Origin of the sequence: Shewanella denitrificans OS217, from assembly GCF_000013765.1 — a bacterium.
GTDB classification, from domain to species: Bacteria; Pseudomonadota; Gammaproteobacteria; order Enterobacterales; family Shewanellaceae; genus Shewanella; species Shewanella denitrificans.
Genome location: NC_007954.1, coordinates 4,236,316 through 4,251,637 on the forward strand (window position 1 = coordinate 4,236,316; position 15,322 = coordinate 4,251,637).

Consider the following 15,322-nt stretch of genomic DNA (forward strand, 5'->3'; position numbering starts at 1 on the left):
AGTAATATGTGCGGAATTACAGGGATTTTTATGCAAGATGTTCAAGCCGGCCAACATGCTGATATTGAACTATTAAAAAGAATGACTCAAAGCATTGTTCATAGAGGACCTGACGATCTGGGCTTGTATGCCAGCGAGCAAGCCTGCTTTGGTTTCAGACGTTTGTCTTTTCTTGATTTGAAGCTGGGTAACCAACCTATTTTTAACGAGGATGAAAGTATTGCTTGTGTCGTCAATGGTGAGATTTTTAATTATCAGGAACTTAGAAATGATTTAATTAAACGCGGGCATCGCTTTCGCTCGCAAATGGATTGCGAGGTGATACCGCACTTATATGAAGAATACGGTATCAATTTTCTTAACAGACTTAACGGCCAGTTTGCTATCGCTTTACACGACGTCAAGCAGCAAAAACTTATCCTAGCCAGAGATCATGTTGGTATTGCTCCACTTTATTATCATTATAAAGATAATACATTGTTATTTGGTTCTGAAATAAAAACCCTTTTAAACAGTGCTGACGTCAGTCGTAGCATTGATTTAATCAGCCTAGATCAAATTGTCACCTTTCCAGGTATGGTTAGCCCAAGAACCATTTTTAGTGACGTTAAATGCTTGCCGCCCGGTCATGTCATGACAGTAGATAAGCAAGGCATGCAGATTGAGCAATATTGGGATCTGGATTACCCTGAGAATAACCCTAATACTCAACCTCACACTGATGCATATTACGTTGAAAAGCTGGACCATTTACTACGTCAGGCAATAAAAACACGCTTGCATGCTGATGTTCCTGTGGGGTTTTATTTGAGCGGTGGCCTAGACTCATCACTTATCGCCACACTGGCCCACGATATGGACCCCCAGCAAGTATTCAACTCATTTGCCATTGGGTTTGGCCGTGCGGATATTGACGAACGCCAATATCAACAGCAAGTGGTTAACCAAATACATTCAAACCATCATGAACAGATTTTTGATTATGAGCAAATTAACCAACGCTTGACTCAGGCTGTTATCGCAGCCGAATCCCCCTTAAAAGAGTCCTATAATACCTGCTCGCTAGCGTTATCACAGATGGTTCAACAACAAGGAATAAAAGCAGTATTAACTGGTGAAGGTGCTGACGAACTGTTTGCGGGATATGTGGGTTATCGTCTGGCCCAGCAATCACGCGGACAAGAAGAACCCTTTGACCTTGAATTTATGCTGGAACAACAAGCCAGAAAAACGCTATGGGGAGATGAAAACTTTTTCTACGAAAAGAACTATCACGAGTTTCATACTCTCAAGAGCTCACTTTATTCGGCTGATACCAACGCCGCTTTGCTTAGGCAACACTGTACTTCCCAGCCCATAATTAACCCTGCACGGATAGCCAATCGTCATCCCACTCATCAGCGCTCTTATGTTGATTTTAAATTACGTATCGCCGATCACTTATTAGCCGATCATGGAGACAGAGTCACATTTGCTAATTCGGTGGAAGCCAGATATCCATTTCTTGATATTGATTTAATTAATTTTGTTCGCACGATACCTCCAGAGTTGATGCTAAAAAACGGCAATGAAAAATACCTGCTAAAACAACTCGCAACTAAAACGGTGCCTGAGTCCATTATACGACGCAAGAAATTTTCTTTTGTAGCCCCTGGTAGCCCTTTTCTTCTGAAAAATAAACCCGAATGGATTATGGACATGCTCAGTAGAGCCACCATTACTCGCCAAGGGATTTTTAATCCCGATACCGTAGAAAGACTGACTAATAGTGCCATCAGGGGGGCCCATGACATCAATCAAACTTTCGAAACAGACTTTCTAATGGTGGTTATTACCACAGGTATCTTACTTCGCGAGTTTGTTGAGTCATAAGCAGTATATTTTCAGTCCATCATATTTTTATTTCAGGTAGGAAATCATGACTAAGTATTTTGTTCACAAAAAATTCGCTGAAACGGCAAGTTTATTTCCAAATGAAACCGCCATTGTTGAAAGTCAGCGCCAGATAAGTTATCAACAACTCAACACTTATGCCAATAACCTTGCTTATCACATTAGTGATACTCGCCATCAAATAGGCACACCCGTTGGCTTGTTCTTGCCCAAAAGTATTGAATATATTTTAGGGGTATTAGCTGTTCTCAAAAGCGATCAAGCCTTTTTACCCTTATCCCCAGAACAGCCTGACGCACGCCTTGGTGATATTTTACGCAAGGCACAACCTAGCCTAATAATGACCACTAAGGAGTTGGCGCTTTCGCTGAAGAAAACACTCGCCGCACTGGATTTGCAACACATAACCATCAAGATATTTAACTACGGCAATACCGGTGAACTTGAATTGACTCACCTAGACTCAGGCGCATTACTGCACAAACCATACCCAGATACTGAGCCACAAATGTCTGCGACCCCTGAGGACAGTAACTACATTATTTTTACCTCTGGTACCACAGGAGATCCCAAGGCAATCGTCGGTTGCCATAAAAGCCTCAGTCACTTTATTCATTGGGAAATGAAAGAGTTTGCGTTATCGAGCCACCTACGGATTGCTCAACTAGCTCCCATTACGTTTGATGTCAGCTTACGAGATATTTTTGTGCCACTGCTCAGCGGTGGGGTTTGCTGCATTCCTGAGCCTGAAGTGCAATTTGATGCCAGACGCCTGTTGCTGTGGATAAGTAATAGCCATATCAATTTAATCCATTGCGTTCCTTCTATTTTTCGCTTGTTAATGACAGAGCTTGAAGCTGATAACAATACTCAGGAATACAATAGACAAAAATTAAGCCATTTAAAGCATATATTGCTAGCAGGAGAGCCTCTATTTGGTCGAGATGCTAACCGCTGGATAACACTGGTTGGCAACGATATAGAATTGGTCAATCTTTATGGTCCTTCCGAAACGACCTTAGCTAAATTGTTCTATCGCCTTAAAGGCCCAGTTGAACAAGCAAACCAAATGATCCCCATCGGGAACCCTATTGCTAATACAGCAGTATTGATCCTCGCCAATAATACCTTATGTAGAGTAGGTGATATCGGTGAGATTTATATTAAAACCCCTTTTCGCAGCAAAGGTTACCTTAATGATCAACCATTGACAGATTTAAGCTTTATTCAAAATCCACTCAACCCAGATAATGAAGATATTATTTATAAAACGGGTGATTTAGGCAGATATCTAGAAAATCACAGCGTCGAAGTCCTCGGCCGCCTTGATCGCCAGGTTAAACTCAACGGGATACGTGTTGAGCTTAATGACATTGAAGGTCACATCCATAACTTATCCGCAATCGATCAGTGTTTTATTAATCTCTACAAAGATGAAGATCAATCTAGCAAACTGGTGTGCTACTACACTTGCCATCAAGATATTTCTACCAATGAGATCAAAGACTTACTTGCTGACAAACTCAGTACCAATCTCATTCCCAGCATGATGATAAAATTAAGCAGCTTCCCTTTAATGCTCAACGGCAAAGTCGATAAAAAAGCACTTCCCAATCCAGCCACGTATTTCAATGACTTTAACATTGAAGAAGAACAAGACCTAAGCCCTACCGAATTAATACTCAGTGAGATTTGGCGCACCAGTCTTGGGGCAGCTAGTCTCAGTAAATATCATCATTTCTTTGACTTAGGGGGCACCTCATTAGCCGTCATGAAAGTACTGGGTGAAATGTATCGTCAGCTAAATATCGAGATCTCCATTCAGGATTTTTACCAGCATGACACAATTTCAGCGCTTGCCGATCATATTGATAAGCTTCCAGTATTAACCGGTGCACATTATCAAGCCATCACATTGGCACCCAAACAACAATATTACCCCCTGAGCAGACAACAGCAAAGTCTCTGGCTCAGTGAGACACTAGCGGATCAGCAAGGGCAGTTTACGATTCCCGGAGCCTGTCAATTAACAGGTGATTTAAATCGCCAGGCGTTTAATCAAGCCATTGATGCTTTAATCAGTCGCCACGATAATTTACGTATCGTCATTGATGAAGAAGACAATGGCAGCCCCATACAACGCATTAAGGGAGATTTTCATTACCCACTCGACATTATTGACTTGTCTACTCGTCCCGACGCAGCAAAGCAGGCTAGAACAATAATGCTCAACGACAGTCAGCAGGCGTTTAACTTGGCTGAAGCGCCATTATTTCGCTTAAAGCTCTTTAGGCTAGATAAGCAAACTCATTATTTGTATTTTTGCTTCCACCATCTGATTTTTGATGCTTGGTCTATGGGACTCTTTGGCCAGGAACTCATGTCAGCCTATCAAATACTCGCAACTGGGGGAGAATATAAACCCGCACCGCTGGCGGTCCAATACCAGGATTTTTGTCACTGGCAAACATTAGAGCAACAACAGAAAAAGCAAATAGCTCAAAAAAACTATTGGTTAGACCTATTTGCACATCCCACTCCGATGCTGGAACTGCCGACTGATTTCCCCCGTCCGCAGCAAAAACATTTTCGTGGCGCTCAATTAGACTTCACTATCGACAGCGGCATGACCAAGCAACTTAAGCAATTGAGTATTAATCAAAATAGCAGTTTATTCTCATTGTTAATGTCGATATATCAAGTTCTATTAGCTAAATATACCAACGAGCAAGATATTGTCGTCGGCTTCCCCACTGCTGGGCGAGGTCATCCGGATTTGAATCCGTTAATGGGTATGTTTGTCAATACGCTACCTTTGAGGAGTCAATGTGAAGACAAATTGAGCTTTAATGAATTTTTAAGACAAACTACAAACAATATCAATGATGCACTCGACCATCAATCCTATGGTCTAGAAGATTTAGTTAACGCCTTAGATCTTCCAAGGGATATGAGCCGTTCCCCCTTATTCGATACTATATTCATGCTACAAAATTTTGAACAAATTGAGCAAAAAAATGCACAACTCATCTTGTCCGAATTGCCAGCACTACAACATACGCCCTGGTATGATTTAACCCTTAAATGGATAGAATCAGAGGGTCTTTTACACTGTAATATTATTTATGACGAAGACCTATTCACATCAGCAACTGTCTCTCGCTTAGGCCAGCACTTTACGACGATTGTCAGAATGGTTTTAGCACAGCCTGACATCAAACTGGCTGATATTTCATTATTAACCGCTGCTCAGCAACTGCAACTCATTGATGATTTGCGTCCAAATGATAGCCCGATCAATGAGCCTAATATCGTCGGTTGTTTTGAAAATCAAGCAAAAATAGCCCCAAGCACTATTGCACTGTCTTTTTTCGAACAAAAAATAAGTTATGAAAGCCTTAACCGTCAAGCTAACCAGCTTGCTAGATATATGCAAACATTAGGCGTCAAACCAGGTGATGTCATTGGCTGTCATATGCCAAGGTCTCCCTTAATGATCACCAGTGCATTAGCTATTTTAAAATTAGGGGCCATTTATTTACCACTAGAAATAAGCTATCCCCAAGCACGAAAGGAATACATTATTGCTGATAGTGGTATCAGTTTTGTGTTGAGCAACACTAACAAGGAAGATGACAATTTAAGTCACATTTTTAAGGATATTTGTTGGATAAACGCCGATGCTCCCCAGATTATCAATTTTGATAGTAACAACCTCCCGCTAATTCCCGCCACTAATGACTTAGCCTATATTATTTATACTTCAGGTTCGACGGGTAAGCCTAAGGGTACGTTAGGGCATCACCTAGGGGTCGTGAATCTTGCACAGCATTTTAAAGCTTATCTTAACCTCACCGCGAATGATCGCTTTTTACAGTTTGCCAATTGTTCATTCGATGCTTCAATTTTTGAAATATTTATTACGTTATTAAGCGGCAGTACTTTGGTGCTCATCACCGAGGAGATAATATTAGATACTCATGATTTTGAAGACTATTTGAATCAACAGCAAGTCACAGTAACTGTACTCCCCCCCACTTATGTCCGACAACTGACCCCTGAGCACCTGAATAGTCTGAAAACATTATTGACTGCCGGATCGACGACTGATCACACTCTGGTAGAAAAATGGTGGGATAAGGTCAGGTATATTAATGCTTATGGTCCGACTGAAACCACCGTCTGTGCCAGTGTTTTTGAAGTGTCAGCCACTGCTTGGGCAGACTTAAAGCAAAATAACAAACCGATCCCTATTGGTAAAGCAATCAGTAACCTCCGCTTAGATGTATTGGATTCTCACCTGCAGCAATTACCTGCAGGTATTTCCGGTGAATTGTACATTTCAGGGTTAGGTGTCTCTCATGGTTATCTCAATCAGACGGGGTTAACCAAGCAATGTTTTACCCAAAACCCACATATGCCTGAATTACCTATGTATAAAACCGGCGATCTTGCCCGTAGGCTCGCCGACGGTAACATTGAATTTCTCGGAAGGAAGGATGACCAAGTTAAAATTCGCGGTTACCGAATAGAACCCATGGAAATTGAATATCAATTACTACAGCTTGAACAGATCGCAGATGCCCGAGTTTTGGTCAATGGTAAGGCCAGCCAACAATACCTGAGTGCTTATTATATTGGGGTTGCTGATGATGAAAGCATTATCCGCCAAGCACTATCAAGCACACTCCCCAAGTACATGATTCCCTCCACTTTTACGGCCTTACGCACGTTTCCCATGACTCCCAATAATAAAGTGGACAGCAGCGCCTTACGTCAACTATCAGAACAACAAAAAGGAGGCATAATTAGTCTACCAAATAGCAAGGACATTGAAGCTAGCATAACGAGTATCTGGAAAAGAATCCTTAATATAAACCACATTAATCAAACACAAAGCTTCATTGAACTTGGCGGCGATTCGATAAAAGCGATTCAAACTGTTGCTGAATTAAAGAAATTGGGGTTAAAGATAAAAGCTAACCATATCTTGCAATATCCAACCATAGAGCAGCTAAGTCAACACGTCACTTATGCATTGCAAGAAGACAATATCCAAGTTCAAGGGCAAGTACCACTAACCCCTATACAACAGTGGTTTTTTAACCATTATCAAGGGGATAAGAACAAATTTTTCCAACACGCACTCTTATCCTTTACTGATAAGATTCACCAAGCAACCCTGCAACAAGCAATGCAAGAGGTCATGAAGCAACATGATAGTTTACGCTCATCATTTGTTTATGACATAGACTCAAAGCAATGGCGGCAAGAGGTATTAACCCCAAACATATCTATTGATTTTCATTGCATTCATCTGGAAAAAATTGACCATACATTAATGGCTATTCATATGAACGCACTAGCCAACCAAAACTGGCTCAATAAATCCACACTGTTGCAAGGCATTATTTTCAAAGCAGAAACTAGCGATGACCATGTATTTCTTCTTGCTCATCACTTGATCGTCGATACTGTTTCATGGTGGATTTTACTCGATGATATTGAAAAATCCTACCAACAGCTACTCGCCGGAAAAAAAGTAGACCTAGGCAGTAAAACCAGTTCATTGCAGCAATGGTCACAACAACTTCATAAATTTAGCAAGAGTGAAACATTGCAGCAAGAACGAGAATTATGGTGCCAGACAGATCAAGCCCTGAACTCTGCCTTTCGCTTTGCACCAAGCAAAGAACAGACTGATACAGACAACATAAGCCTTGTACTGAGCCAATCACAAACCAAGGCACTATTGAGACAAAATATCCACCAAGGCATAGCTGTACACGAACTAGTGTTAACCCTACACGCTAGGGCCATGGCTAATATATTTGGTGCAAACCAGTATTCCGTTATCATTGAAAACCATGGCCGAGAGGAATGTTTTGACACTCTAGATGTCAGTCGGACAGTGGGTTGGTTTACCAGCATTTATCCTTTGGTGTTGGCGCAAAATAAGCCCTGCCCCTTATTACTAGATATAGCCAAAACAAAAAATATATTACAACAAGCCCCTAATAAAGGCTTAGGCTATGGTGTACTCAACTATCTACCCAATAATAAGAGCATAACTGAAACGTATAGCAACATAATGCCACAAGCCAGTTTCAATTATTACGGTACCTTTGACCGACAAAGTCAGCGGAGCCGAATCGTCGATGTTGCTAAATTTGATTTACCCGCTCTACGTCCGCCATTGCAACATGTTATGGACATTTCTGGTTCAATTAGAGGAGGTCAACTTCATATCGAACTCCATTATAACAACAATCGCCTAGCGACGGATCTAGCTCAGCAGTGGCTTGCTCATATCAACAAGGAGTTGATAGATTATATTCACCTAAAATACGATAAAAAAATGGCTAAAGTAGAGCAGGCGTTTGAACAAAAACTACAAACTGGCATAGACAAAATTCTTACACAATATGAAATACCTGGATTAGTACTCGGTGCGCGCTTTCCTAACGGAGAAACTGTCATCTGCTGCCGGGGTATCTCCAATACCCAAACACAAGCTAAGTTAACTAAAAATCATCAATTCAGGATCGGTAGCTTATCAAAAACTTTTGTCGCTACTCTTATCCTACAGTTGGTTGATGAGGGGAAGATCTCACTAACCCAAGCAGTCGGAGATATCTTAAGTCCTAGCTTGATCAACAACTCAGGCATAGATAAAAAGATCACTGTCAGACAATTACTTAACCACACCTCTGGGCTAGAGGATTATATTAATAATGGTGAGTTTAAAGACATTTGTCTAAATCAACCTGAAAAAATATGGGAACCTGAAGAACTGCTCCGCTATTTTAATACTGCAGTGACCCCACCTCTTCTTGAAACTCATTCACAATGGCGATATTCCAGCAGCGGTTATATTTTACTCGGGCTTATTATCGAAAAAGTCACCGGAGAAAAATTTGAACAGCGGCTTTTTAACCGTATCACTGCGCCACTTGGTTTACAAAACACTCATTTTGCAGATAATAATGCATGTCAGAAAAGCCTAGCATCAGGGCATGACAAGCAGCTAAATCCTTTACCCAATAAAGACACCAGCTTCACTTGGGCGGCCGGAGGATTAATTTCTACTGTTGAAGATCTGCTCACCTGGCAGGCAGCCATCAACGATGGGCGACTCTTGAGTCAAGAGATGCAAAAGCAGCGCTTGGATTTTATAGACTTACCCGCGCACGTGAGTCTGGATCAACATATCCAGGCTGGTTTGGGAATTTTCAACATTGAGGGGCATCTAGGGCACGTAGGAGATATGCTTGGACACGAAGCCGCCATATTAGCTCATGATGATGTTCAGCTGGTTGTTTTACTTAATGGTGAAACCAAACACCCAGCTATGGTATTTGGCGGATCGATATTTGAAGCTATTTTCGAGCTGATTTAGTCAGCTCATCACGTTAAGCACTCCTATTCTTAATTTCAAAAACCCGACCTATGATCGGGTTGGAGCACGCAATTGAACATATCATTATCGGATAAGCACGCTCGCCGTAATTTTACATATATGTGGTTGGGCCAGTTCATCAGTCAGTTTGGTAGCCAAATTACAGCAATAGTACTCATTTTTTGGTTAAAAGAGCAGGTAGGCTTGGCTTCAGTTATGGGACTATCAGCGATGTTATTTTCTCTTTTTATCGCCATTTTTTCTCCGCTAGGAGGAGCCCTTGCCGATATCTACAGCCGAAAAACTATTATCATATCCAGTGATTTACTCGCCGGGACAGCATCTATTTTATTGCCACTAGCTTTTTATTTCTTCCCAGATAAGCTCTATCTGCTTATTACATTAGTACTCTTGATGCAACTAGTGCTAGGTGCCACATTAGGTTTATATGATCCAGCTTACTCTGCATTACTGAGCAATGTGGTTGCAAAAGAGCAGCTTCCTCTTGCCAATTCCATCAAGAATGCCACCATTCAAGGCGCTATGTTAATGGGCCAAGGCATAGGACTATTACTCTATGGTCAATTTGGGATTATCCCTATTTTAATCGCTAATAGCTTATCGTTTTATTTTTCCGCCTTGAGTGAATCACGAATAAAACTTCCCCTACAGGAAGCCAAACCTGCAAAAGCTATAAACTCTTTATCAGATTCAAAGAAAATCATCGCCGGTATGAAGCAAGGATTGGTGTATATCAGCGAAAAAAAATCTCTAAAATCTTTATTGCTACTCATTGGCGGGGTCAATTTTTTTATTGGTCCTTTTGTTATCCTGCTGCCTTTTTATATTGAACAAACCTTATCCGTTCCAGACTATTGGTATGGATATTTGATCGCAGCTTTTGGTGGAGGAGGATTGATCGGCTACTTATCTTTACCTTTTTTTAAGTCCAAAGTACAAGACTGGTCTACTTTGGGCCGTAACAGTTATCTATTTTTTGGTTTCTTACTTATTACACTCGGAGTAAGTAAAAATATTTATTTATCCTTAATATTATTCATTGCTTGTGGCTGCTGTTTTGGATTAATCAATACTATGATAGAAACAGCCATATTAACCAACACTCCAGATAATAAACGTGGTCGAGTAATGAGTATTTACCGAGTTATTACTCGCCTATCCTTACCTTTAGGTATGGTTATTTCAGGAGGATTGGTCGATTTTTATCACCTTAATATTGAAATCATTTTTATCGCTTGTGGCATTGCGGTGCTGATACTGTCTATACAGCAATTTAACCAGCAAAAGCTCAAAGAGGTACTAGCGTTATAATCTGATCCACCATTGAAGTACAACACTGAAGGAACGCTTTAGGTATTAAATATCATCTGTTGAAACAACTTGATGCCATTGTAGGCATAAATGCTACCAATCCGTGTAATCATTTATGCTTCTTTATAGTGGATCTCTGGGACGTGTACAATTTTGATTAATCCAAATAAAAAACCTGAGGGCTACTCAGGTTTTTTATTGTTCAAAGCAAGCATTCGTCAATTAGAACGCCGCGCTGCCCCATAACCAGACTTTATCTGTATCCACCTTGCCTGCTGCCGCATCACCTGCGCTATAGGCGGCGTACTTCACCCCTAAGGTGTAGTTTTTAGCCACTGGCATTGTATAGACAAGATCAATTTCAGAGCCCAAATCGTCCACTGTAGCATTTGCTTCATCGGTTTCAAATTTGTGGTACATCAAGGTAAAAGAACCACCGCCCACAGGCACAGACACTAAGGCGTACATGTCCACTAAGCCTTCTTTTGGCGTCGTTAAAAATTGATCAGCCCAACCGTTAAACTTGTGCAAGGTGGCAAGCGGAGTGGCGAAACCATAAAGCCCATCATCTGAGCCTAGCACTTCATAACCTAGCTTAGTGGTGATACCAGAAAATGCTGCGCCCACTTCTAGACTGTAGTAATTAGCACTGTATGAACTGCTAGCACTGTCTGCATCTTGAGTCGCATACTCAAGCGCATACAATAATTTAGCCTCTTGAAGCTGCTTGGCTCCGTCGAAACGCACCCCATAGGTGTCTAAACCATTAGTTGTGTTGTCATCGACTTCTAATAGGTAGCTATAAGCACTTAGCAGACCTAAGTCTGTTTTTAGAGAGGCGTTAATTAAGTGATCTTTAGCATCTAGATCCCTATCTTCGGCAAAAATACGGTTGCGCTGACTGACATACATATAATCAAGCTTGAAAGCCTCTGTGAATTGATAAGCTAACATCACTCCATCGAAGGTTTGCCTGTCTTGACGCCAGCCCACATCACCCACAAAGCGCTGACCATCAAACATCAGTGCCTGACGACCTGCCTTAGCGGTAAAGCCCTGGTTTTTGTATTGCACATAGCCGTGATCTAATTCGGTGGTTTCAGGATCGGCAATGACCGAATAACCCGCTTGATAGCCTAAGCCATCGTTATAATTATCCATGCCTGCAACAACGCGAGAGTCTTCAAATTCAACCACAGATGAGAAGCCATTAAATTCTGCTGTGGTGTAATTTAATCGAGTGCGCAGGGTTAAGGCATCGGCATCTTTCAGGGCATTATCTTGCTCTACGGATTCATATCTAAGGTTAAGATTGATACTTGCCTTACCGTCTGTCATCGCACTGGCTAAGGAGTCGGCTTCAGCCCCATGGGCTATGCCCATGCTTAAGGCCATAGGGGCAAGTACTGCTGCAACACACACTGAGAGTAGGCTCTTTCTCATCTCTTCATCCTCTGCTGATATGGCTCATTGACTTGGCATATCAGTATGTTTTGTTAGTTTTTTACCTCAAGCTATAACCGCTATGGCACAGTGCTTAAGGTATAAATAATTCGCTTGTTAAACTAACATCTTAAGGCAGGGGATTTTGTGGCGCAGAGCACAGTTTACTCAGGCAGAAATGTCCGTATTAGCGCCATTGAATGTCTCTGAGAGCTGACGCCCAAAGTCATGGATTTCGAGAGCGAAATCACACAACTTCAGTGCCTGTCCTATGTATCGAGTCAGCCATGGCTTTGGATGTGCGACTAGGGAGAGAGCTAGTGTGCTTGTGTGGGTGCAGGCTTAGGTTCAATTTTTGTATTTTGATCGTGCACCAAATACCAGCCATTCCCTTGCTTCTTAAACAGTAGGCTCAGGTAATGGTCGATATGATAGGGCTTACCATTGCGATCATCTTCATCGTAACTGACTAAGAGTAACGCATTGGCCATTTCAGCACTCTTCTCTACACTGATGATTTTATAGTTAAAATGCCAACCTTTAGTGGCAAACCACTCTTTCAGCATGGCGCGATACTCGCTAGCATCATCAAAAAAAGCACCATTAGGTAAAATAAAGGTCAGCCGTGGTTGCTGACTAATGGTGGACTCAAACGCGGAAAAATCTTTGGCTTGAATGGCATCTAAATGCTTAGTTAAGGTGCAATCAAAGTCGCAGCTATACGCGTTAACGCTGACCAGCAAACTCAAACCGATTAAGGCCAGCTGAGCAATCCTTATTGTCATGGTGTTCTCCTAGCATGGCCACTTGCCTGCCAGCCTAAAAAGTATTGATGTTATAAACTAAAGTCCTAAGCGTAAAATGGCAAGCTGTTAAATGTCAGTCGAAATCATGCTTTTAGCTTTATAAAACCTATTTAGTTACAATTTATTCATCACTCATGTGTTAAGCGAATTACTTTGTATTTCAATATTTTGAAACGCTTTTACCTAAGACTAATCTACTAATAACACTCAAGTTTATGTAAGCTGCTATTAGCTCATCGATAAACTGGTTATATTGGACAGGCACAAAGGGTTAACAATTCATACAAAAGGATATTTCATGGGTCAGGAAACATCGAAAATACTCGTCGTCGATGATGATATGCGTCTGCGTTCATTACTGGAACGTTACCTAGTAGAGCAAGGTTATCAGGTTCGCAGTGCAGCCAATGCCGAGCAAATGGACCGCCTACTTGAGCGTGAAAACTTCCACCTTTTGGTCTTGGATTTAATGCTCCCAGGTGAAGATGGTCTGTCGATTTGTCGACGCCTGCGCCAACAAAATAACCCGATTCCCATCGTGATGCTGACCGCTAAAGGTGATGAAGTCGACCGCATTATCGGCCTGGAACTGGGCGCCGACGACTACCTGCCAAAACCCTTTAACCCAAGAGAACTCTTAGCCCGTATTAAGGCCGTGATGCGTCGCCAAGCCCCTAAGGTTCCCGGTGCCCCAGCGCAAGAGGAAGAGAGCGTCTCCTTTGGTGAATTCTCACTCAACTTAGCCACCCGAGAAATGTATCGTGGCGAAGAGAGTATCGCCCTCACCAGCGGCGAATTTGCCGTGCTGAAAGTGTTAGTGAATCACCCCAGAGAACCCTTATCGCGGGATAAATTGATGAATTTAGCCCGAGGTCGTGATTATTCTGCCTTAGAGCGTTCCATCGATGTGCAAGTGTCGCGTCTTCGCCGCCTTATCGAAAAAGATGCCACCAGCCCAAGGTATATTCAAACCGTTTGGGGCCTAGGTTATGTGTTCGTGCCCGATGGTGAGGCTAAGTAACCTTTAACATGCAGAGAGCATAATGCAGAGAAAATGGTGGCGCCGCTTCCTTCCCCATAGCGCCTTTAGTCAGACTGTGGTCCTAATAGGCAGCCTGCTGCTGATTAATCAGCTGGTGTCTTACCTGTCTGTGACTGTGTATTTTATCAAGCCCAGTTACGAGCAAATCAACCAGCTCATTGCCAGACAAATCAATCTCTTATTTGTCGATGGTGTCGAGGTAGGGCGCGAGCATTTAACCATAGTCGATGCCCTCAATGCCAAGGTGCGCGATGATGGCATGCGCTTTTACAGTCAAAGGCAAGCCGAGCGAGCTGGGGTCGAGCAGGCCACCTACTATGGTTTTCTGTCGGATCAAATGTCGATTTATTTAGGCGGTAAAGCCGATGTTAGACTCTCACAAGGCAGTGAGATGCAAGTGTGGATCCGCCCGCCTCAAGCGCCATCCTTATGGATAAAGGTGCCACTGGCAGGCTTTAATGAGTCAGACTTATCGCCATTAACCTTATACCTTATCGTCATCGGCGCCTTGAGTGTCGCCGGGGGATGGTGGTTCGCACGCCAGCAAAATAGACCATTGAAACGCCTGCAAAAAGCGGCGTTAACTGTGTCCAAGGGGGACTTCCCCGATCCTTTACCCCTGAAAGGTTCCACCGAAATTGTCGAAGTGACTCATGCCTTCAATCATATGGCGCAAAGCATGAAACAATTGGAGCAAGACAGGGCCTTGCTGATGGCGGGCATTTCCCACGACCTTCGCACCCCTTTGACCCGAATTCGCCTCGCCTCTGAGATGATGGTCGAGGAAGATCAATATCTTAAAGAAGGCATAGTCACAGATATCGAAGACATGGATGCCATCATTAATCAATTTATTGCCTACATTCGCCACGACAGGGAAACCCCCAGAGAGCCAGATCAGATCCACAGGCTTATCCAAGAAATCGCCCAACAAGAAATGCACCGTGAAGGTGAGATTGAGCTCGATTTACAAGACTGCCCAGAGATCCCCATGCAGAGCGTTGCCATTAAGCGGGTGCTCAGTAATTTAGTGGAGAATGCCTTCAGATACGGTAATGGTTGGATAAAAATCAGTGCTTACAGTGAGCGTAATTATGTCTGTTTTAGTGTCGAAGATAATGGCACTGGCATTGCGGCAGATAAAATTGATGAACTGTTTCAGCCCTTCACCCAAGGGGACAGTGCCCGAGGCAGCATGGGTTCAGGCCTTGGGCTTGCCATCATAAAGCGTATTGTCGACCGTCATCATGGCAAGGTAAAACTCAGTAACCGTGCCCAAGGCGGCTTATGTGCCAAAGTATGGCTGCCTCTGGTGTAAACTTAGCCTTTAGCTGCCAACACAAGGTTTCGCCACAATAGCAAAGCTATTGATTTTAAACTATGTGTTATCAAATTAAACGCATCTTA

7 protein-coding genes are annotated in these 15,322 nt (G+C 42.5%); 5 read left to right on the top strand and 2 right to left on the bottom strand.

The genetic code is table 11. From position 1 onward, the window contains the following. The first annotated feature begins 6 nt into the window (after positions 1 to 6). The 3 genes from asnB to SDEN_RS18375 all read left to right on the top strand — a co-directional run bounded on the left by asnB (position 7) and on the right by SDEN_RS18375 (position 10,624). Positions 7 to 1,872: an asparagine synthase (glutamine-hydrolyzing) gene (gene asnB, locus SDEN_RS18365; protein ID WP_011497948.1), complete on the top strand. Its 1,866-nt coding sequence runs from the start codon at positions 7 to 9 to the stop codon at positions 1,870 to 1,872. 46 nt (positions 1,873 to 1,918) lie between these two features. Beyond that, a complete protein-coding gene (locus SDEN_RS18370; protein WP_011497949.1) occupies positions 1,919 to 9,292 on the top strand; it encodes a non-ribosomal peptide synthetase in 7,374 nt (2,457 codons plus the stop codon). A 72-nt stretch (positions 9,293 to 9,364) separates the two neighbouring features. Continuing rightward, the gene (locus tag SDEN_RS18375) at positions 9,365 to 10,624 is read left to right on the top strand and encodes an MFS transporter (protein WP_041405895.1); all 1,260 of its coding nucleotides are present in this window, start codon (positions 9,365 to 9,367) and stop codon (positions 10,622 to 10,624) included. A 222-nt stretch (positions 10,625 to 10,846) separates the two neighbouring features. On the opposite strand, the gene SDEN_RS18380 is transcribed toward SDEN_RS18375, so the two are convergent. Both SDEN_RS18380 and SDEN_RS18385 read right to left on the bottom strand, forming a co-directional pair. After that, positions 10,847 to 12,067: an alginate export family protein gene (locus tag SDEN_RS18380; RefSeq protein WP_011497951.1), complete on the bottom strand. Its 1,221-nt coding sequence runs from the start codon at positions 12,065 to 12,067 to the stop codon at positions 10,847 to 10,849. Positions 12,068 to 12,384: 317 nt separating this feature from the next. Next, entirely contained in the window at positions 12,385 to 12,852 is a 468-nt protein-coding gene (locus SDEN_RS18385; protein ID WP_011497952.1) for a YybH family protein, read from the bottom strand. Between the two features lie 319 nt (positions 12,853 to 13,171). Here SDEN_RS18385 and ompR point away from each other — a divergent pair, with 319 nt between their 5' ends. Both ompR and envZ read left to right on the top strand, forming a co-directional pair. After that, positions 13,172 to 13,894, top strand: a complete 723-nt coding sequence (gene ompR, locus SDEN_RS18390) for an osmolarity response regulator transcription factor OmpR (protein ID WP_011497953.1) — start codon at positions 13,172 to 13,174, stop codon at positions 13,892 to 13,894. A 22-nt stretch (positions 13,895 to 13,916) separates the two neighbouring features. After that, on the top strand, positions 13,917 to 15,233 hold the full coding sequence (envZ, locus tag SDEN_RS18395) for a two-component system sensor histidine kinase EnvZ (protein WP_011497954.1): 1,317 nt from the start codon (positions 13,917 to 13,919) through the stop codon (positions 15,231 to 15,233). The last annotated feature ends 89 nt before the right edge of the window (positions 15,234 to 15,322 follow it).